General features: G+C 62.2%; 18 protein-coding genes. 8 read left to right on the forward strand and 10 right to left on the reverse strand.

Annotated features, from left to right (window positions below; translation table 11 throughout):
* Positions 1 to 27 precede the first annotated feature (27 nt).
* From JG739_RS25450 to JG739_RS25485, 8 genes are all read right to left on the reverse strand, one after another.
* Positions 28 to 555: a polysaccharide biosynthesis/export family protein gene (locus JG739_RS25450; RefSeq protein ID WP_244749568.1), complete on the reverse strand. Its 528-nt coding sequence runs from the start codon at positions 553 to 555 to the stop codon at positions 28 to 30.
* A gap of 251 nt (positions 556 to 806) precedes the next feature.
* Entirely contained in the window at positions 807 to 1,616 is an 810-nt protein-coding gene (locus tag JG739_RS25455) for a tyrosine-protein phosphatase (protein ID WP_202363924.1), read from the reverse strand.
* A 251-nt stretch (positions 1,617 to 1,867) separates the two neighbouring features.
* Entirely contained in the window at positions 1,868 to 2,383 is a 516-nt protein-coding gene (locus JG739_RS25460) for a hypothetical protein (protein ID WP_202363925.1), read from the reverse strand.
* Between the two features lie 362 nt (positions 2,384 to 2,745).
* Positions 2,746 to 3,219 carry a hypothetical protein gene (locus tag JG739_RS25465; protein WP_202363926.1) on the reverse strand — a complete coding sequence of 158 codons (474 nt, stop codon included), beginning with the start codon at positions 3,217 to 3,219 and terminating at the stop codon, positions 2,746 to 2,748.
* A 70-nt stretch (positions 3,220 to 3,289) separates the two neighbouring features.
* Positions 3,290 to 5,539 (reverse strand): AGE family epimerase/isomerase, encoded by a 2,250-nt coding sequence (locus JG739_RS25470; protein ID WP_202363927.1) that lies wholly within the window; start codon positions 5,537 to 5,539, stop codon positions 3,290 to 3,292.
* Positions 5,536 to 6,711, reverse strand: coding sequence for a glycosyltransferase family 4 protein (locus JG739_RS25475; RefSeq protein ID WP_202363928.1), 1,176 nt, complete (start codon positions 6,709 to 6,711; stop codon positions 5,536 to 5,538). Before JG739_RS25475 ends, JG739_RS25470 begins: the two co-directional genes overlap by 4 nt.
* Complete coding sequence (locus tag JG739_RS25480) at positions 6,708 to 7,679, reverse strand: NAD-dependent epimerase/dehydratase family protein (protein WP_202363929.1); 972 nt, start codon at positions 7,677 to 7,679, stop codon at positions 6,708 to 6,710. The genes JG739_RS25475 and JG739_RS25480 overlap by 4 nt, the downstream gene beginning before the upstream one ends.
* Before the next feature lie 4 nt (positions 7,680 to 7,683).
* Complete coding sequence (locus JG739_RS25485) at positions 7,684 to 8,508, reverse strand: class I SAM-dependent methyltransferase (RefSeq protein WP_244749569.1); 825 nt, start codon at positions 8,506 to 8,508, stop codon at positions 7,684 to 7,686.
* A 680-nt stretch (positions 8,509 to 9,188) separates the two neighbouring features.
* Here JG739_RS25485 and JG739_RS25490 point away from each other — a divergent pair.
* From JG739_RS25490 to JG739_RS25525, 8 genes are all read left to right on the forward strand, one after another.
* Complete coding sequence (locus JG739_RS25490) at positions 9,189 to 9,800, forward strand: cupin domain-containing protein (protein WP_202363931.1); 612 nt, start codon at positions 9,189 to 9,191, stop codon at positions 9,798 to 9,800.
* A gap of 119 nt (positions 9,801 to 9,919) precedes the next feature.
* The gene (locus JG739_RS25495; RefSeq protein WP_202363932.1) at positions 9,920 to 10,858 is read left to right on the forward strand and encodes an ABC transporter substrate-binding protein; all 939 of its coding nucleotides are present in this window, start codon (positions 9,920 to 9,922) and stop codon (positions 10,856 to 10,858) included.
* Between the two features lie 73 nt (positions 10,859 to 10,931).
* A complete protein-coding gene (locus JG739_RS25500) occupies positions 10,932 to 11,729 on the forward strand; it encodes an ATP-binding cassette domain-containing protein (protein ID WP_202363933.1) in 798 nt (265 codons plus the stop codon).
* Positions 11,726 to 12,730 carry an ABC transporter permease gene (locus JG739_RS25505; protein WP_202363934.1) on the forward strand — a complete coding sequence of 335 codons (1,005 nt, stop codon included), beginning with the start codon at positions 11,726 to 11,728 and terminating at the stop codon, positions 12,728 to 12,730. Before JG739_RS25500 ends, JG739_RS25505 begins: the two co-directional genes overlap by 4 nt.
* A gap of 4 nt (positions 12,731 to 12,734) precedes the next feature.
* Complete coding sequence (locus tag JG739_RS25510) at positions 12,735 to 13,844, forward strand: phosphotriesterase family protein (RefSeq protein ID WP_202363935.1); 1,110 nt, start codon at positions 12,735 to 12,737, stop codon at positions 13,842 to 13,844.
* A 19-nt stretch (positions 13,845 to 13,863) separates the two neighbouring features.
* Entirely contained in the window at positions 13,864 to 14,634 is a 771-nt protein-coding gene (locus JG739_RS25515; RefSeq protein ID WP_202363936.1) for a glutamine amidotransferase, read from the forward strand.
* A 3-nt stretch (positions 14,635 to 14,637) separates the two neighbouring features.
* The gene (locus tag JG739_RS25520; RefSeq protein WP_202363937.1) at positions 14,638 to 15,546 is read left to right on the forward strand and encodes a PfkB family carbohydrate kinase; all 909 of its coding nucleotides are present in this window, start codon (positions 14,638 to 14,640) and stop codon (positions 15,544 to 15,546) included.
* The gene (locus tag JG739_RS25525) at positions 15,543 to 16,373 is read left to right on the forward strand and encodes a BtpA/SgcQ family protein (RefSeq protein WP_202363938.1); all 831 of its coding nucleotides are present in this window, start codon (positions 15,543 to 15,545) and stop codon (positions 16,371 to 16,373) included. The genes JG739_RS25520 and JG739_RS25525 overlap by 4 nt, the downstream gene beginning before the upstream one ends.
* 78 nt (positions 16,374 to 16,451) lie before the next feature.
* Here JG739_RS25525 and JG739_RS25530 read toward each other — a convergent pair whose 3' ends face one another.
* Positions 16,452 to 17,438 (reverse strand): NAD-dependent epimerase/dehydratase family protein, encoded by a 987-nt coding sequence (locus JG739_RS25530; RefSeq protein WP_202363939.1) that lies wholly within the window; start codon positions 17,436 to 17,438, stop codon positions 16,452 to 16,454.
* A 172-nt stretch (positions 17,439 to 17,610) separates the two neighbouring features.
* Positions 17,611 to 21,069, reverse strand: a complete 3,459-nt coding sequence (smc, locus tag JG739_RS25535; protein WP_202363940.1) for a chromosome segregation protein SMC — start codon at positions 21,067 to 21,069, stop codon at positions 17,611 to 17,613.
* Positions 21,070 to 21,121 lie beyond the last annotated feature (52 nt).

The raw sequence follows: 21,121 nt of genomic DNA on the forward strand, positions 1-21,121 counted from the left end.
CTGGGCTTAATTTTGAACGGCCATGATTTACAATCCGGGGACTACGGCAAGTCTCGCTGCGCTTGATGCAAGTCCGAGAGCATCCTTGAGATTGTTCATCGCAATTTTCGATTTCGAGGCGAAGACGACAATCTTGTCGCCGCCATAAATGCGTGGATTGCGGCTCTTGCCGGCGCGAATCTGTTCCACATCGTAATTTGCGACCAAGGTGTTTGGGCCGATATTGCGGTAGACAAACACTTTTTTTGCATCGCCTACGGCATTGAACCCTCCGGCAAGGGCGACCGCGTCGATGAGGGAAGAATTGCTCGACACCGGAAAAATACCGGCCCTGGTGACTTCGCCATCGACGGTAACGCGCTGTCCGATCGATTCCTTGATATAGACCGACACATCGGGCGACTGCAAATAGTTGGCGCCGTAGGCCGTTTCGATTTCCTGCTCAAGCTGACGGACGGTCTTCCCTGCCGCGGTGACGGTCCCGATAAGTGGAAGCGAAATTTGCCCGCCGGCGTCGACTTGAACGGTTCTGTTGAGATTGTCGACCTGGAACACATTCACCTCGAGCACATCGTTCGGCGACAAAGGCTGCTCGTTGCCGTTCTGGGTGTTCTGCGGCGCAGGCAGTTCCTTTACGACCTGCAGGGCACCGCCGCCCGAGAGCGGCGCTGACGATGACGTCAGTTGCAGCGCATCGACGGCAGCCGGCGAAGACGATGTCGACGACGTGCTCGTGCAGGCAGACATAGAGAGCAAAGCAAGCAAGACACATATCGTGCGGCTTTTCGCGAAATGAAAAACGTCCATTACGCTGTCCCACCCTTCAACAAGCGACCCAATCCTGCAAGGCGAGCGGCGTTGCCGGGGCTTGGCTTTTTCGAGCGTGCCTTTCCGACCGGATCGAGCGGCCGGTTCGCCAATATTTCGCCTGGACGTTTCACCACCATGTTGCGGGCCTCATCTTCCCCACATCGCTTCGCCGCCGCGGCGACGGCCTGCGAAAGCCCAGGCGGTCGGCGGGTAGCGCCATGGGTGTCCGATGCGATAATATCTACCCTGCCCTCGTCAATCAGCTTTTCCGAATAGTAAAGTGCCGTGCGTCCAAAAGCACCAACAATCGAGTCTGCCGTAAGCTGAACAAGGCAGCCGATTGCATTCAACCTCTCGACAATATCGTAATTTGCTTTGATCCAGGTTAACCGCTCAGGATGGGTAAGAATCGGAATGAACCCGGCGTTTATGAGGCGCAGAGCCAGATCTTCCAGCCTTGGCGGTAGAACGTGATGCGGCGGTTCGAATAGAAAATAACGCGATCTGTTCAAGGTCGGCACGCTACCTAGCGCCAATTGCTCCGGAAGATCCGGCGCTATATGCACGTCGGCGCCAACATAAAGAGCAAGCGGTATCGCCGCGCGGCGTAGCGCCTGCTCCAACTCTTGAACCGCTCGGGCAATATTTGCCGATCCGTTTTCATACATGCCTGGCACGATATGCGGCGTACACGCCATATGGGTCGTTCCATCGGCCACCGCCAGCCGCGCCATTTCCAGCGATTCAGCAAGACTGGGCGAGCCGTCATCAAGACCGGGCAAGATGTGGGAATGCAGGTCGATCATAGGCGTTTGTGGCCGCACTGAAGCAACGTGACGACTTCTCCCAAATAAAAGGTAAATGCGCCACCCGCACGATGGCGAATGACGCATTCATCAAGTCCATGCAATGCGGTAGATTCAAGCTATTCGCTGACAGCGAGCGGTACGGTGAATGAATTCCATCACCATCCCCAGCTCCAGCCAGTGAAGGCACTGCGGCACCGGCAATACAACAGAGGCAGACACACGCCCTGCCATATTGTCTACTGGGCGACTTAAGGGCTGACAGGGCCGCCGTCGCCATCATCCTGCGTTGCAGCAAGGATACCAGCCGTGCCAGCCATGCCGCCAAAAAGAAAGAGCGGAAGGCGGGAGTTGGCGGTTGAGCCCGGGGGAATCTGACCGGTATGCTCGGAGCTGACGGCGGCAGCCGTCTGCTCGGAGCCCACAACTTTCAGGCAGATATTGTTCTCGATACGGGAAATGTCGAGGCTTGAATTCGCCGGCACATCCAGGTTGCAGCTACCGACATTAACAGAGGCCGCGCCCTTGGCACCAACCACTATGCGGCTGCCGAAATCCAGCGCATTTCCCGCTTTTGCCGGGCCATAGCCCGCCGCTTGCGAAACCATTACGTCGCCATTGGCGTGCCCTATGGAACCAATCGAATTCGCCGCTCCCTGATAGGGTGTCGTGCAGGTGCAAGACGCGTCCTGAGCGAAAGACGAAACCGGGCCGAAACCGATCGAGGCGACAAATCCGGCCAACGCAACTTTTACAGTGAGGTTCATTCGTTTCGATCCTTTTTGTCCCGCCGCACCTCGGCCCCGCCCAGGCACCAAGGTATTGAACAAGCGGGTAACAGCTTTTTGCGTTGATTCCAACCTGCTGCGCTTATGCGAGATGATGTTTTGGGTTCTCATGTGTTTCATTGGACACACTCGCTTGCCGAATTTGAATCTACCATTTTTCGTGCCGGCCCTCTGTGGAAATTGTCGGAAAGGCAAGTTTATTTCGTGGCGTTTGAGGGTTATCGCGCCGATGCTTTGGTACAGGGGCCGATGCTTTGGTACAGGGATTGTGGTCGACTCTGTTTGACGTGGGGCTTATCGCACATTCTGTCTTTCGTTTTATGACAGGCAGTTGGCGAGAACTACGAACCTGATAAGCAAGATTTGTAGGTCGAACCTGCCTGCGCCGGCTGTCCGCACAAGATGCCATTCTCGGCAAGTCTGGCGGCCAAATCCGTGCCATCGGATGTGAGGCACTGCACAACGATGGCATCACCAAACTTTGAGGCGACATTGCCGTCGCAAGGCGTCCCCATGCCGACCGGCTTGCAGGTCAGGGCGAGCCCCTGGTAGTCCCGGCGCGCTGTGTCCGTTACCATGGCACGTAGAGATTGAGGCTTGGTAAACGCCACTCCGCATAGGACAATTTTGCGGTTGCCGACGCGAAGATCATCGATCGCCTGGATGAAAAGCTTGCCGTCAAACGGCTCGATCGCCGCTTGCGGCTTTGGCGGCTGGGGACGACGAGGCGTCCCTTTTTCCACGATGATGGCAAAGAAGCCAACCGCAAACGCCAGGGCAAGGAGTGCCAGCAAGCTTATTTTCTTGAACGACAAAAAACCTCACTCCCGGCCAGGCACGCCGACTCACCGCCGCCTGGCATCCATTTCAATCGAAGACATTCCGTCAACTGCCCAATCGAGCTTCGTCGATGGTGCTGTCGAGATATTGGGTCAGCGCACAGACCAGATGGTAGAAGATGCTTGCCGGCACATCGGTCGCCAGCGAGCGGCCGCGCTCGTCGATCCGGTCTATCCACAGGCCGAGCGGCGCCGGATTGATGTGCCAACGGAACAGGCGGCCGACACGCGCTTCGATCTCGGGCTTGAGGTCGGGTCCGCCCGAACCGTCCAGTGCAATCGCCGCCTTGATTGCTTCGGCCTGCGGCCAACTGCGCGAGACACGATCGAGCGGCAGGCCTTGCCGCGAGACGGCGCTATAGGCGAGGCCGGTGGCGCGATTCAGGCCGCTGGCGATGGCCGAGGCATAGAGCTTTCTGGCAAAGCCGGTCAGGTCGCTCTGGCCGCTGCGCCCGGCGAAGTCGACCAGCAGCGACGCCCATTCGAAATGGTGGCCAGGTTCCGTCCAGGCACCTTTCTCGCCCTCCGCCGGCCTCCACTCGGCATCGAAATATTCGCCCAGCGTCCAGCTTTCCGGATCGAAGAAATGGCTGCGAAACAGATCGACGATGCGCGCGGCGCGGCGAAGATAGGCGAGCTCGCCGGTCGCTTGATGCCAGGCCAGAAAAGCCTCGAGCAGATGCATGTGCGGGTTGGAACGGCGTTCGCCCACGCCGATCGACGTTTCGAGAAAGCCGGTCATGCGGTGATCCTCGAGATGCGCGTCGAGAAACGCAAACGTTTCTTCGGCAAGCCGCAATGCATCAGGATTGCCGACCATATGGGCATGCGCCAGCGCCAGCAGCACGCAGGCATGATCATAGGCATCCTCGGCGGCGTCGGCGACCGTGCCATCGACATTGAGCGTGCGCACCCAGCCGCCATTGTCGGTGCGGCCGTTCCTGGCCATGAATTCGAGGCCGTGGCTGATCAGCCGGTCGGCAGGCCCGTCCCAGCCGCGCGCCCTGGCGACAGCGAACGCGTAGACTTGCCTGGCCATTGTGCGCATGCGCTTGGGCTTCTTCAGCGGTGTGGCGTCAAAGCCGAGCGCCTCGTGAAAACCGCCATGGCGCTCGTCGACCCCGACTGTCGACCACAGCGGCACCGTCTCTTCGAACAGCCAGTGATGAACACGGCGCCGCCAGGCGCCGCTTTCGATGACGCGGTCACCGGCGGGCGTGAATCTGGTTTCCAGCCGGCCACTCTTTTCGAGCTGCTCGACAATCTTCTTAACGTTCTGGCTGCGGCTGACCGGGGCGACGAAGGTGGCATCGGCGGTCGAGACGATGGCAACATCCTTCAAACCGATGGCAGAGAGCAGGCGACTGTCGCTGCGGATATAGGAGTTCTCGCAATCGATGGCGACGACATCGCCGACGATGACATTGCCGTCATTGTCGGAGGGACCGACATCGAGCAGCGACTGCCAGGAACCGAGATCGTTCCAGCGGAAGCCGGCCGGCACCATGGCGATGTCGCTGGCGCGCTCCATGATGGCATAGTCGATCGACGTCGAGGGAATCGCGGCGTAAAGCTCCAGAGGCATATAGAGGCCGGAAAGATCTGACGTCGCCGCCTGGTAGGCAATCTCAGTGGCCTTCCAGATGTCAGGCGCAAAAGCCGTGAAGGCGTCGCGCATGGCGCTGGCGCGAAACAGGAAGATGCCGGTGTTCCAGTAGAAGTTGCCGGCCGCCAGGTAATTCTGCGCGGTCGCGAGGTCCGGTTTTTCGACGAAACGCGAGACATCGCAGATGCCATCCTTCTCGCCGGCGATCTCGATGTAGCCATAACCGGTTTCGGGGTGGCCGGGCTTGATGCCGAATACCACCAGCCGGCCCGCACGCGCCGCGCCGGCGCCATTTTCCACGCTCTGCCAGAATTGCCGTGCGGTCGTGATCTCATGATCGGATGGCACAACCAGCACCAGGCTGTCGCCAAATTCGGAGAGGGTGCGCAGCGTCGCCAAGGCGACGGCAGCGGCGGTGTTGCGTCCGGTCGGCTCGAACAAGGGGCCGCCGCCGGAAAGATCGATGCCGGCGAGATCGGCGTGGACGCGGTCGGCGTGCCGCTCCGAGGCAATCAGGAAGACCGGTGTTTCGCCATCCGGCCGCGCCGTCAGCCGGTGCAAAGTCTTGACCAGCATCGAGCCATTGCCGGAAAAATCATGGAACTGCTTGGGATTGTCCTCGCGCGACAGCGGCCACAGTCGTGAGCCAATACCGCCACTCATAACAAAACTGACGATCCGCTCGGTCATGGGGTGACACCTCTGGCATTTTCGAACAAAGCAAGGAGCGCTGCCGCATAGTCTCGGCGGCGCATTTGTTGCCGACCTTGCAGCACGGAGACACTGTCGCGGGCCAAGCGTGGACGCTGCCCTGCTTCCAGGAGTCGCTGCGCCAGCGCTTCTGCACTATCGGGTGCGAAGAAGAGCGATTCCGGCGCTTGCTCGCGATGCAGTGGAATGTCGGACAGCAGCATCGGCGTGCCCAGCGACTTCGCTTCCTCGACCGTGGTCGACCACCCCTCGAAGTGCGAAGGATTCAGAAGGTAGTCAGCAGCGCCGATCAGGGCGACGACATCGTCGTAGGGAATCAAGCCGAGGTGTCGAAAATGGCTTCCGAGCCGGTGTGCTTCCGCAAGCTCCATCATACGCTTGAACAATGTCGGGTCACGCGGATCGGTGGTGCGCCCCGTGAGGATTATCGGCGGCAAGGAGCCTAGCGCCCCGATTTGCTCTATATACTTCAACGCCTCTACGACCAGCCTGTGGTTCTTGTGGATCCAAAACTGGTTGGGGAGAAAGAAGAACCGCGCGGGCAGACCATGTGCCTGGCGCGCCTCATCGGCACGCGCCAGGACGGCGCCTGGATCGAGATCGATAGCGAAGCGCACGACGGCGGTCTTGTTGCGCGAGGCTGGATAGAAGGTTTCGCAGTCCGCCAGCGCATCCCCACTCGACAACATTATGGTGCGACTTCCGGACGTCTGCAGGCGATAGCCGAGATCCCTGCGCCACCAGGCGCTACGCGGAAAGAGGTGCGGCAGGCGACGGTGCTGGAAATCCGGTATCCAGGAAACGACCGGCACTGGAAACCGGTTGCCGAACCACTGGGCGACTTCAAAGACAACATCGATGCCTTGCGAAGCGACAAGGTCCGCGAAGGCACGGTCACTTCCGCCAGCAAGTGCGATCAGCCCTCGCCTGCCGAGCCCGGCGCCCGTGACCCGGTCATCAACAATAGCAGGCGCAGCCAACATATGATCGAGGGACGCGCCAATGCTTGAATGCTGTTCAGGTGTAAGAAACAGTTTCGCCTGCACCTTGCCACGCAACTCAGAGGCGACGACGCTCAACATGTTGCGTAGATAGGACTCGCCACCTGACCAGGTTCCGCGGCCGATAAGAGTGAAGGCGACGGTAATCAAGGCGCCGAGCGTCGCAAATGGCCGAGCGGCTCGGCGAGAATTTCAGTGCGATACCAATCGACATAGCCGGCAATGCCCCTGCTGAGCGGCACCTGCAACTGAAGCCCCGCCGGGACGCCGGACGGATCTGAGATCAGACTGACAGGATCGCCCCGCCGGGATTTTCCGGAAAACGAGAGGCGATGGTTCCCTCCCCAAGCCTCCAAGACCATGCGGGAAATCGTGCTGACGGATGCAGCAGCGCCCGCACCGCCATTATAGACGGTGAAACGTGGTTCCCCCGCAGGCAAAATGTGATGGATCAACCGCACAACATCCGAGACATGGTGCCAATCCCTCATTTCCTTACCTGTGCCGCCAAGCACAATATCGGTTTCGCCTGCCGCGAGCCTGCCGCAGAGATCCCAGAGCAGTTGCTTGCGCAACCCTTCGCCATAGACCGAAAAGAGGCGTGCCACCGAGACCAACTGGCCGTATGCGGCACAATATGACCGGCCAAGCTCCTCAACCATGCGTTTGTGATAGCCATAGGGAGAATAGGGGTCGAGCGCGGCATCGACCCTGATGGGGCCGAAGTGGCCGCCGCCATAGACGGCGGCGGAGGACGCAAGGACGACTGAGGCATCGGGTGCGTGGCGACGCAAGAAATCGAGGACACAAGCCGCCGAAACGACGCTTTGTTCAAAATCCTTCAGCGGATCGGCAATCGACTGCCCGACAGTAGCGCCGCCTGCCAGATGGTAAACGGCTGCCGGGCGGCCGTATGCAGCCAGAGCCGCGTCCATCGTATGCGCGGTCACTCCGCCGGAATAGAATGCGCCGGTCGCCGCCGCGAATCCCGCGGCTTCGCTTCGGCCGAAGCCGACGACATGATGGCCTTCTCCGACAAGAAATCGCGATAAATGCAGGCCAATGAAGCCGCCGGCTCCAGTCACCCAGACAGGCTTCGCCTGTTTCAGTTGCGCCACCAGATCAGCCCTTCCCCTGCTTGTGGCAAAGGAAAGAGACCAGGCGCCCAGGCCGGCGGTCCAGCAATGCCGCTGCTCGGGCAACGGCACCGAAAGGCAGTGGGGACAGGGCCGCGCGGACGAGCCCCGACACCGGGCCGAAGACAGCCGCGAGCCTTTCGCGAATTTCGGAAGCCGTCATCGGGTCATAGTTCACAACCGATTGGAAAGAGTTCATTTCGCGATCGATCGTAAGTCCCGCCCCCTGCAACGCAGCGCGGTAGGCCGCCAGCGTGAAAGCGTTCTCCCCGCCGTAAAGGTGATGCAGCGGATGCGAGCGCAGAAACGGTTCCAGCTGTTGCGGCCCGGATATCACATGGTCGCGCAATGACAGGAACGTCGCGCCCTCGCGAGAGAGGCGCGAAACCTCACAGCAGAACGCCGGAAGGTCATGCGCGTGATGCAGCACTTGCCTGGCGACGACTAGGTCATAGCCGGCGGCGCTCAACGGGATAGCCTCGCCGAACGCTTCGATCACATCGATGCGCGTGCCTGTTTTGTCGGCAAGCCTCCGGATTGCGGCGGCACCGACAAGGGCGCTGGGATCGGGCTCGACGGCGGTTACCGACCAGCCCTGGCGCGCCAGGGCATAGGAGAGGATGCCATTGCCGGCACCAAGGTCGAGAGCGCGGCCGACCTTGTCCGGGATCATGCTGCGAATCGCATCGAATTCCGCGCTTTCGTGATAGCGCTGCGCGGCCACGACCGGATCGTCGAAATAGGCGGCGCGGGCGAGCTCTTTCATCGAAGGCTCGCTCATGCACCAGCGGACGGCGTCTTCCCAAGTCATGGCCGCTTCAGGCATCGAGACGAACCGTGTGCTGGATCAATCCCAGTGGTTTTCCGGCAACAACTGCGTGAGGCGGCACATGCTTGGTCACAACGATCTCGCTCTTCCGTCGATATCTCGGATACGCCCACAACAGCCGCCATCAATGCTAGCTTGACCAGCGCGACAACGCTTTCGCGTCACAGGCTTGCATGCTTTCCCGTCCGTCATTCAAGGCAGGTTGTTTCCGGCGCTCGTGAGACGTAGTACGCTGCCCATTGACCTCAAAAGCGGCACATCGTCGATCACACTTCGGCCAGGACATTATTCAAGCGAACAGCTACGCTACCGTCTGTTGCCTCGTCAAGTTCAGATCACGAGAATTCGAACCGCGCGAATCTCGTCCGCGCAAAACGCTCTTGCATCCCTTACCTGCATTGAGTTTCCGCCGAGCGCCTGCCGCGACGATTGCCTCTGGCCGGCGTATGAACCAGCCCCTTCGAACATCGGGACGGTTGGAGAACAACGCCGGGACGCTTTTGTCCAGTCGGCGCCGGGTGCGACACTGGGTTGCTTTATCGGTGCTATCAAAAACCGGTCGAGGCCCGGCCAGGTCGAAAGTGACAGATCACCACTTGCAAATCGGTCGCGGCTGTCTTTTGCTCGCGCGACAGTTGCCCCGTTGAATGGTTGGCGAACGGATGAACAAAATCGATCGGCGACGGCCGGAGTCGGAAATGGACGCCACCGTAAATGCCGCGCGGCTTGGAACGCGGTTGCGCCTCGCCCGCCAGACGCGGGGCATGACGCTGAAGACGCTGGCGACGGCTGCGAACTGCTCTGAAAGCCTTCTGTCCAAGATCGAGAACGGCAAGGCTTCGCCATCCCTGCCTATGCTTCACCGCCTGGTCGAAGCTCTCGAGACCAATATCGGCTGGATGTTCGAACAGGTCGACGATGAAGAGGCGATCGTGTTCCGCGCAGGCGCGCGGCCACTGATCTCGCTCGACGCGCTGAGGCGCGGCGAGGGCATCTCGCCCGAACGCATCATTCCCTATTCGCCCGGACACCTGTTGCAGTGCAACATCCATCATATCGAGGCAGACGGCGAGAGCGAGGGTCCCATCCAGCATGTCGGCGAGGAAGTCGGCTACGTGCTTGCCGGCCGGATCAAGCTGATCGTCGATGGCAAGAGCCATGATCTCGCCACCGGCGATGCGTTCGTATTCAGGTCGGAGCTGCCGCACCATTACCGCAACATCGGCAAGGAAAGAGCCAGCATTTTTTGGGTCAACACACCAGCGACCTTCTGATGGCTGCTGTCAGATCAAATTCGTTGACAAGTATTCAAGTCTCTTGAATGTTTGCCTTGTGCCTGTAGCACCAATGGGCCAGCCTGACGGGATTGGCCCGCAAGCAAGGGGAACCGTAAATGCGTCCGTTCAAGCTTCTCTTCCGTTGCGCCGCCGTCTTCGCCATTTGCTCGACAGCGATGGGATCGGCGTTCGCCGATACGTTCGCTCTCGTCAACATCAACCAGCAGGCCCTGTTCTTCAACCAGATCAACGAGGGCGCGCAGAAGGCGGCCGACGCCGCGGGCGCCAAGCTGGTCATCTTCAATGCCAACAACGTGCCGAGCGCGCAAAATGACGCGATCGAGAACTACATCACGCAAAAAGTCGACGGCATCATTCTGGTCGCCATCGACGTCAATGGCGTCAAGCCTGCAATCACCGCCGCGAAGGCGGCCGGCATCCCGGTGATCGCCATCGACGCGCAGATACCCGACGGCGACAACGTTGCGTTCATCGGTGTCGACAACGCCAAGGCCGGCGAGGATATCGGCAAATTCTACTCCGACTATGTCAAGGCGGAGATGGGCGGCACAGCCAAGATCGGCATTGTCGGCGCGCTCAATTCGTTCATCCAGAACCAGCGGCTCGACGGCTTCAAGAAGGCGGTCACCGACAGCGGCCTTGATATCACCTTCCTCGACACGGTCGACGGCCAGAATGTCCAGGAGACCGCGATGAGCGCTTCGGAGAATTTGATGACCGCCAATCCGGACATGACGACGCTCTATGCGACCGGCGAGCCGGCTCTGCTCGGCGCTGTTTCGGCCGTGACCAGCCAAGGCCGCACCGGCGACGTCAAGGTGTTCGGCTGGGACCTGACCAAGCAGGTCATTCAGGGCATTGACGATGGTTGGGTGGTGGCGGTCGTCCAGCAGGACCCGGCCGGCGAAGGCAAGGCCGCTGTCGAAGCATTGGTCAAGCTCAAGAAGGGCGAGACGGTCGAGCCGATCATCAATATTCCGGTGACGATCGTGACCAAGGACAATGTCGACAAATATCGCGCGATGTTCCAGTAGACTGCGTCGATGACTGGCCCGCGGCGGCGCCTGAGGCTACGCCGCGGACGCTTTGCAATGCCCGGGATCCAGGATGAGCAGTGGCGAGACCTATCGGGTGCGGATGAGCGGCATCTCAAAGCGCTACAACGCCATTCAGACGCTCGATGACGTCTCGCTGGTGCTGAGGCCGGGCGAGGTCCTCGGGTTGGTCGGCGACAATGGCGCGGGCAAGTCGACGTTGAGCAAGGTGCTGTCGGGAGCCGTAGTTCCCGATGCCGGCACGATCGAGATCGATGGAACGCCGGTGACCTTCAACTCGCCGGCGGACGCGCGTGCAGCGCGCGTCGAGATGGTCTATCAGGATCTGTCGCTCTGCGACACGGTCGATGTCGCCGGCAATCTCTTTCTAGGCCGCGAGCCGCGCCGCCGCATCGCCGGCATTTCCTTTCTCGACAAGAAGCGCATGCATGAGCAAACGCGCCAGATGCTCGACCGTCTCGGCATCGTTATATCAGACACCCGGCTCAAGGTCGAAAACCTGTCCGGCGGACAGCGACAGTCGATCGCGATCGGCCGCGCCGCTTCCTTCGAGCCGTCCGTGCTGATCATGGATGAGCCGACGGCAGCGCTTGCCGTCGCCGAGGTCGAGGCGGTGCTGGACCTGATCCGCACCGTAAGCGCCCGCGGCGTCAGCGTCATCCTGATCACCCACCGCCTTCAGGATCTGTTCCTCGTCTGCGACCGCATCCAGGTCATGTACGAAGGACGCAACGTCGCCGAGCGGCTGATCGGCGAAACCAATATCGAGGATGTCGTCAACCTGATCGTGGGCCGCAAGTTCAACGCTCGTTCAGCCACCAACGCCTATCGCGATGGAGCGCCAGTATGAGCGACCTGACCCACTCCGCTCAGTCTCAAAGGGTCCGCGAAGGCACGTGGCGAGATGCGGTGCTTGCCAATGGCAGTGTCGTGTCGATCGCGCTGTTCTTTCTTGTCGTCAGCGTCATCTTTTCGGTGGCGACGGACGCCTTTCTGACGTCGCCCAATCTGCTGAATATCCTGCGTCAGTCGGCACCATTGCTGATCGTCGCCGCGGCGATGACATTCGTCATAACCACCGGCGGCATCGACCTTTCGGTCGGCTCCGTGCTGGCACTGGTGGCAACGCTGTCGGCGACGCTGCTACAACTGGGCTTGCCATGGCCATTGGTCATCCTCGCCATGCTTGCGCTGGGCGCCTTGCTTGGCGCGGTGCAGGGCTATTTCGTCGCTTATGAGGGCATTCCGGCCTTCATCGTCACGCTTGCCGGGCTTTCGGTGATCCGTGGCGTGGCGCTGCTGATCACCGGCGGGTACTCGATCCCCATCGAGCCGGGAAGCCCTTTTACGGTGCTGGGCCGCGCCTGGTTGCTTGGCGTGCCGGCGCCGGCGCTGATCGCGCTGGCGATCCTGGCGATCGCCTATATCGCCTTCAACGAGACGCCGTTCGGCCGCTACGTGACCGGCATCGGCGCCAACGCCGAAGCGGTCAGGCGCGCCGGCGTCAACACGCGGCTGATGACGCTTTTTGTTTACGTGATTTCCGCCGCTGCGGCAGCACTTGCGGGGATCATCATTGCGGCCCGGCTCGGATCCGGATCGTCGAATGCCGGGCAAGGGTTTGAGCTCGAAGTGATCGCTGCCGTCGTGCTTGGCGGCACCAGTCTGTTCGGTGGCCGCGGAACGATCGTCGGCACGGTGCTCGGCGCGCTTACCGTGGCCGTCATCGGCAACGGCCTGATCCTGGCGCATCTGTCGCCTTTCCTGACGCCGATCGTGACCGGAACGATCATCCTGATCGCCATCTGGCTGAACTTCCGCCTGTTCCGCGGCGCCGTACGGAGCCGTTGAGCCTATGAGCGATCTCTTCGATGATGCGGCTCCCAGGCAGCGGCTGGCGATCGGGGTCGATACCGGCCATGTGATGACCGTGCTCGGCCCCGTTCCGGTTGAAGAAATGGGCATTACGCTGATGCACGAGCACATCTTGCTCGACGGCGCGCGCAGCTGGAAATGTCCCTGTCATCCCGACGACATGGCGCTCGCCGAGCAGCCGGTGAACATCGAGATCATCGGCGAATTGCGCATGAACCCTTACGTCAACCGCGACAATGTTTCGCTCGATGACAGTGACCTGGCCCTGTCTGAGCTGCAACGCTATCGCGCACTGGGCGGCCATACCGTCGTCGACGCGACCAATATCGGCATCGGCCGCGAGCCGGAAAAGCTCGCCCGCATCAGCCGCATGTCCGGCCTGAAGATCGTCATGGGCACCGGCTTTTATCTGGAACACACCCATCCCGAATGGCTGAAGGCGATGGATGTCGACGCGGTGACCGAGTTCATCGTCAACGACGTCGGCGGCGGCGAGACGCAGCCGCCGATCCTGGCCGGCCTGATCGGCGAGATCGGCGTCAGCAAGGATTTTACTTCAGAGGAACGAAAGTCGCTGCAAGCTTCGGCGCGGGCCTCGCGCATCACCCGCGTGCCGCTGTCGATCCACCTGCCCGGCTGGGAGCGGCTGGCGCACGAGGTGCTCGATGTCGTGGAGGCCGAGGGCGCCGATCTTCACCACACTGTGCTCTGTCACATGAACCCCAGCCACAACGATCTCGACTACCAGACAAGCCTCGCCCGGCGCGGCGCGTTCCTCGAATACGATATGATCGGCATGGACTATTATTATGCCGATCAGGACGCACAATCGCCCTCCGACGAAGAGAACGCGCGAGCAATCGCGGCACTTGTCGAGGTCGGTTTCGGCGATCGCCTGCTGTTGTCTCAGGATGTTTTCCTCAAGATCATGCTGACCCGCTTCGGCGGTTTCGGCTACGGCTACATCCTCAAGCATTTCATACCGCGCCTGAAACGGCATGGCGTCGAGCAGTCAGCCATCGACCGCATGCTGATCGCCAATCCGAAAGCCGTGTTCTCGCGGCAGAATCAAGCCCAGACTTGCGGCTGAGACTTACGACGGAGTTCAAATGTCCAAGAAAAAAATCCTGCTTGCCGGCGAATCCTGGGTGTCGACCGCCACCCATATCAAGGGCTTCGACCAGTTTCCGACGGTCACCTACCACACCGGCGCCGACGAATTGCTGACGGCGCTGAAGGCGACCGACTTCGACGTGACGTTCATGCCGGCACATGAGGCGCAGCGCAGCTTTCCGCAAACTATGGAGACGCTTTCGGCCTATGACGCGGTGGTGCTCTCCGACATCGGCGCCAACACGCTGCTTCTGCATCCCGACACCTGGGTTCACTCCAAGCCGACGCCGAACCGGCTGCGGCTGCTGCGCGATTATGTGCGCGACGGCGGCGGGCTTTTGATGTTCGGCGGCTACTACAGCTTTCAGGGCATCAATGGCGGCGCGCGCTATCGCAAGACGCCGGTCGAAGAGGTGCTGCCGGTGAGCTGCCTCGCGTTCGACGACCGTGTCGAGGTGCCGGAAGGGTTTTCGCCTGTCCTGAAAGGCTCCTCGGACCATCCGATCCTCAGGGGTCTCGGTTCGGATTGGCCAATCCTGCTCGGCTTCAACGAGGTGACGCCGAAAGACGGGGCGGAAGTTCTTGCAACCGTATCGTCCGACTATGGATCGCTGCCGCTGCTTGTCACCGGCCACTACGGCAAGGGCCGCACTGTGGCCTGGACGTCCGATGTCGGGCCGCATTGGCTGCCACCGGAGTTTATCGCCTGGAACGGCTACAAAACCCTGTTCGGACAGATGCTGAGTTGGGCGACCGGTGAGAGCTGAGCGATGCATGTCCATGTCGTCGGCAATGCCTGCGTCGACACGATTTTTCGCGTCGGCCGCTTCCCTGCCGCCGGCGAGACTTTGAACGCCAGCAGCTACGCCGATGGCCTCGGCGGCAAGGGAGCAAACCAGGCGGTTGCGGCCGCGCGCACCGGTGCTGCGGTAACGTTTTGGACGGCGCTCGGCACGGACCGCGCAGGCACATGGATCAGGAGCCACCTCGACAGCGAGCTGTCGGACCTCGAGGCGATTGAATTGGACCTGCCAAGCGACCGCTCGACCATCATCGTCGATGCCGGCGGCGAGAACTTCATCGTCAGCGGCGTCGCCTGCAGCGAGGCGTTCGATCCGATCGCGCAAACTGCACTTTCGCGCCGGATCGCGTTTGGCGACATCCTGGTCTGCCAGGGAAATTTGCGGGGCGCCGCGACAGATGCCTGCCTGCGGGCAGCACAGCAAAATGGCGCGCGCACCGTCCTGAATGCCAGCCCTGTCGATGCGGCGGCTCTGCCTGACTTCGGCCTGGCGCAGCTGTTGGTGGTGAATCAATCCGAGGCGAAAGCGCTGACCGGCCAGGATGACATGTCAGCCGCCGCCGACGCGCTGGCGGCCAAAGGCGCCGGGACAGTCGTGATCACCCTTGGTGCGGAAGGCTGTCTCGTGCTTGGCCCGGACCGGGTGGGATCGCTTCGTTTGCCGGCGCCACGCGTCGAGGCGCTCGACACCAGCGGCGCCGGGGATGTGTTTTGCGGCTGTTTGGCCGGCGGGCTTGCCAAGGGAATGTCGGTTGCCCCAGCGCTGAAATTCGCGCTCGCGGCCGCGGCGATTGCGGTGACTCGCCCGGGCACATTGATATCCTGTCCTTCCGCGTCTGAAATGGCGGCGCTCATCGATCGAACGGAGCTCTCATGACCCAACTCGGCCAATCAGGCGGCGACGTGCTCGTAGAACTTTTCGGCCGCACCAAGGTGGTGATCGGCGTCGTTCACCTGTCGCCGCTTCCCGGCGCGCCGCGCTATGACGGCGAGGCGGTCGAGTCGATCTATCAGCGCGGTCTGGACGATGCGAGATCCTATCTCGATGGCGGATGCGACGGCGTGATCGTCGAGAATCATGGCGACATACCGTTTGCCAAACCTGACGATATCGGACCGGAGACAGCGGCCTACATGGCTGTCGTTTCCGACCGCATCCGCCGCGAACTCGGCAAGCCGGTCGGCATCAATGTGCTCGCTAACGCCGCGATCCCTGCCCTTGCGATCGCCAGTGCCGCTGGCGCGGGCTTTATCCGCGTCAATCAATGGGCAAATGCCTATGTCGCCAATGAGGGTTTTGTCGAGGGGGAGTCGGGTCGCGCGGCACGGTATCGCGCCAGGCTGCGCGCCAACGGCATCCGCATCTTCGCCGATGCTCATGTCAAGCACGGCGCGCACGCGATCGTTGCCGACCGCCCGGTGGAGGAATTGGTCAAGGATCTGGTCTTCTTCGACGCCGACGCCATTATTGCGACCGGTCAGCGCACCGGGCACGCTGCGGATCTGAGCTATATCAGCATGATCAAAGAGGCTGCCGGCCTACCGACGCTGGTCGGCAGCGGCGTGACGTCTGATAATGCAAACGATATTCTTGGCGTCGTCGATGGCCTCATCATCGCCAGCTCACTGAAGCACGACGGCGTCTGGTGGAACCAGGTCGACCCTGCCCGCGTAAAGACGTTCATGGCCGGGCTGAGGCGATAATCGAGCGGCGACTGGAGCGAAGCTGCGGCCTTGAGCCGCAAAGGCGGAGACCCGCAGACGACGACCCGCAGGCCGCAGTCACGTTGTCGGCGATCTCTTAGCCCATTCGGACCGGTACCAGTCGACGAATTTCTTCAGCCCATCTTCGATCGAAACGCTCGGCTTGAAGCCGAAATCGCGCTCCAGTGCCGTCATGTCGGCATAGGTCCGCTCGACATCGCTGCTTTGCATCGGCTCGCTGTGGCGGATCGCTTTTACACCGAGCAGTTTTTCCAGAGTGTCGATGAAATCGCCCAGCCGCACCGGCCGGTTGTTGCCGACATTGTAGAGCCTGTTCGGCGGAACTTCAGCCGATGGCGGCTTGTCGAGCACGGCAACGACAGCTCTCACCACGTCGTCGACATAAGTGAAATCCCGCCACATCTCGCCATTGTTGAACACCCGGATCGGCTTGCCTTCGAACATCGCCTTGGTGAAAATCCAATAGGCCATGTCGGGCCGGCCCCAGGGACCGTAGACGGTGAAAAATCGCAAGCCGGTCTGCGGCACCCCGAAGAGATGGGCGTAGGTATGGCTCATCAATTCATCTGACTTCTTGGTGGCGGCGTAGAGCGAGACCGGCTTGTCGACCTGATCGGTCTCGCTGAACGGCACCTTGCGGTTGCCGCCATAGACCGAGCTCGACGAGGCATAGACCAGATGCTCGAATGCGGGCTGCGCGCGACAGAACTCGAGCATCTCGAGATGGCCGACGACATTGGAACGGACATAGAGCCTCGGATTGTCGAGTGAATGGCGCACACCGGCCTGAGCGGCGAGATGGACGATCCTGACTATGCCTTGTCCGGCCAAAGCGTCGGCAAGAGCGCCCTGTTCGGCGATGTCGATCTGATGGAATGAAAAATCCTTGTGAGGCTGCAGGCGGGCGAGGCGCCCCTTTTTGAGCGCCAGGTCGTAATAGTCGTTCATGTTGTCGACGCCGACGACAGCTTCCCCCCTGCTCAGGAGATGATGGCAAACATGGCTGCCGATGAATCCCGCGGCTCCGGTGACAAGTACAGGCAACAAGGTTCTCCGTGCATATGATGGCACATGATCGCAAAATCGAGATCGATTGCGGAAAGGATCATGCGCAATATCAAAATGCTACATCGGAATGACGGAACCGACCTAGTCCAATTCGTGCTTTAGCCGAAAGCCCCAATAGGCGCTACCGACAAGCTGTGCGGTCGACGCGTCAGCTCGCCTCGCGCAGGGCCTCGGCCGCCTGCAGGTCGACCGATACGAGCTGGCTGACGCCCTGCTCGGCCATGGTCACCCCGAACAGCCGGTTCATGCGCGCCATGGTGATCGGGTTGTGCGTGATGATGACGAAGCGCGTCTCGGTGGTGGCGGCCATTTCGTCCATCAGATTGCAGAAACGCTCGACATTGTGATCGTCGAGCGGTGCATCGACTTCGTCGAGCACACAGATCGGCGCGGGATTGGTCAGGAACACGGCGAAGATCAGCGACATCGCCGTCAAGGCCTGCTCGCCGCCGGAAAGCAGCGTCATCGTCTGCGGCTTCTTGCCGGGCGGCCGCGCAAGGATTTCGAGACCGGCCTCGAGCGGATCGTCGGACTCGATCAGTTGCAGTTCCGCCGTGCCGCCGCCGAACAGATGCGAAAACAGCCGCTGGAAATGGCCATTGACCACGTCGAAGGCAGCCAGCAGCCGTTCGCGGCCTTCGCGGTTCAGGCTCTGGATCGCCTGCCGCAGCTTGCGGATAGCCTCGATGATGTCTTCGCGTTCGGAAACGATAGTCTCCAGCCGATCGGACAGTTCTTTCTGCTCTTCCTCGGCGCGCAAATTGACGGCTCCCAGCCGCTCGCGCTCGATCTTCAGCCGGTCGAGCTGACGCTCGATCTCGGTCATCTCCGGCATCGGGCTGTCGGACTCCAGGCCGGTGTGACGGATGACCAGATGCGGCGGCGTGTTCAGTGTTTCCTGGATGCGCGCCTCGACCTCGAGCCGTCTTTCATCGGCAGCGGTCAGCCGCTCTTCGGCGCGGACGCGGGTTTCGCGCGCTTCGGCCAGCGACTGGATCGCCGATGTCGCGGCCCTGTCCAGTTCGGACTGCTTGCTTTCCGCTTCCTGCAACCGGTCTCCGGCGGCCTGGCGCAGGCTTTCGGCCTCGGCAAGCTGCGACAGCAAGGCGCGCCGCTTGGCGTCGATCTCGTCGGGTGCGTCGGCCAGCCTTTCGCGCTCGGCCTCGGCCTCGGCCTTGCGTTCGCCGAGTGCGGCGATCTGCGTCGATGCGTTTTCGGCGCGCTCCAGCCAGTTGCGGCGTTCCGCGCCGATGGCGTCTAGGCGGCGCGAGCGCGCTTCGGCTTCCCGCCTCAAGCCTTCATGGACCGCGCGGGCATCGGCAAGGGTGGCGCGGTCGCGAGCGACGTTGGCGGCCGACTGATCGAGTTGCAACTGCAGATCACCGAGATCGGGAGCGCTTTGCAGCAGCATCTCGGTCTCGACAAAAGCCGCCGCCGTCTCTTCATGGCTGTCGACGATGCGCGCGCGCGCCTCGTCGAGCGCGGCGCGCCGGCTCGACAGCTCACCGCCGGCCTTCTCGGCCTCGGCCAGCGCGTTGCGGGCGGCGTCCAGCCCATGCTGGGCATCACGCCCGGCCTGACGGGCGTTGCGCTCGGCCTCGCTCGCTCGGGCAAGCGCCTGCTCGGCAAGGGCAAGGGCCCCTTCGGCCTGGCGCAGGATGCGCGTTGCGTGGACCGCCTCGGCGTCGAGCTCGGCCAGCCGGTTTTTCTGCGCCAGCCGCTGCGCGGCGGCGGTCGGCGCATCGGCGCTGGCGGTGAACCCATCCCAACGCCAGAGCGCCCCTTCGCGGCTGACCAGCCGCTGCCCTGGAGCAAGCTGCGCCTGCAACCCGTTTCCGTCGGCGGCCTCGACGATGCCGATCTGCGCCAATCGGCGGGCGAGTTGCGCCGGCGCGCGGACGACGCTGGCAAGGCTCTTGATGCCTTCGGGCAGAGCGGCGTCGCCGGGCTGAACCTCGCTTTGGCCCCAATGCACCGGCGCGCTGCGGTCGAGCGGCACGTCGAGATCTTCGCCAAGGGCGGCGCCCAGCGCCGTCTCGTAGCCGCGCTCGACGCTGATCTGCTCCAGCACGGACGGGAAGAGGTCGCCGCTCGCGGCATTCAGGATCTTGGCCAGCGTGCGGGCCTCGGTTTCGATTCGCGCCAGCTCGGCCTTTGCATCCTGAACCGGCGGGCGGGCGGCGCTCTCCGCCGCGCGCGCCTCGGCGACAGCCTGTTCGGCGGCAATCGCCGCGGCTTCGGTCTCCTCGAGCAGCGCCAGTGCTTGCTCAACCATAAGTTGCTTCTCGGCGGGATCGGCCAGGCCGGCGACCCTGGAGGCGATATCGGACAATTCCCGGTCGACATCGGCGAGTTGGCGGGCGAAACGGTCGCGGCGCTCCGCGGTGTCGCGCAGCGTTCGTTCGATCTGGTTGCGGGAGGCGGCGGCCTCGGCCCGTTCGGCAGTCAGCCCGGCGAGTTTGGCTTCACTGGCGGCAAGCGTCGACGCAGCCTGTTCAACCGCCGCGCGGGTGCTGGCCTCGCGGTCGGCGGCGCCGGCGTTCTCGGTAGTGAGCGCGGCTTCTTCGGCGGCGAGGCGTTCAAGAATATCCGCATTGTCGCGGACCATCCGCTCCTCGCGGACGATGTCGCCGTCGAGCTGCTGGAGCCGGCGGTCGAGTTCCAGTTGGCGGGCGCGGATGCGGCCCGCTTCTTCCTCGATCTGCGTCTTGGCGATCGACAGGCGCTGGAAGGCGGCAGCGGCGGCGGCTTCCGCGTCGCGCAGGTCGGGCAACCGATGGGCGCCGATCCCTTGCTCCCTGGCCGCAGCCATCTGGGCGGCGGCGCGGTCGCCGACCAGTGCCGTGGCGATCGCCAGCGCCGAGCGCGCCTCGCCTTCCTGCGTCTTGGCCAGCGTCCAGCGCAGATGCAGCAGCGTCGCTTCAGCCTTGCGGATGTCGGCCGACAGGTTCTTGAAGCGCGAGGCCTGACGAGCCTGGCGCTTCAGGCTTTCGATCTGGCTTTCCAGCTCGCCGACGACATCGTCCAGCCGTTCCAGATTTTGTTCGGCCGCCTTCAGACGCAGTTCTGCCTCGTGGCGGCGTGTGTGCAGGCCCGAAATGCCGGCCGCCTCTTCCAGCAGCGCGCGGCGCGCCTGCGGCTTGGCCTGGATCAGCTCGCCGATGCGGCCCTGCCCGACCATCGAGGGCGAACGGGCGCCGGTCGACTGGTCGGCGAAAAGCAGCTGCACGTCCTTGGCGCGGGCTTCCTTGCCGTTGATGCGGTAGAGCGAGCCCGCCTCGCGCTCGATGCGGCGCGAAACCTGCAACTCGTCCGCGTCGTTGAAGGCCGAGGGCGCGCTGCGGTCGCTGTTGTCGAGGAAAAGCGTGACTTCGGCGGTGTTGCGGGCCGGACGCGTTCCGGAACCGGAAAAGATGACGTCGTCCATGCCGGACGCGCGCATGTTTTTGTACGAGCTTTCGCCCATCACCCAGCGCAGCGCCTCGACTAGGTTTGACTTGCCGCAGCCGTTCGGCCCGACGATGCCGGTCAGGCCGCGTTCGATGACGAACTCGCCAGGTTCGACGAACGACTTGAAACCGAGTAGGCGAAGGCGCGAGAATTTCATTCGCGCCGCCCCAAAAGCGGGTTTTGCAAATGTGTTTCGCGATTTGGCGACA

The sequence above is a fragment of the Mesorhizobium sp. L-2-11 genome (assembly GCF_016756595.1).
Taxonomy (GTDB): domain Bacteria; phylum Pseudomonadota; class Alphaproteobacteria; order Rhizobiales; family Rhizobiaceae; genus Mesorhizobium.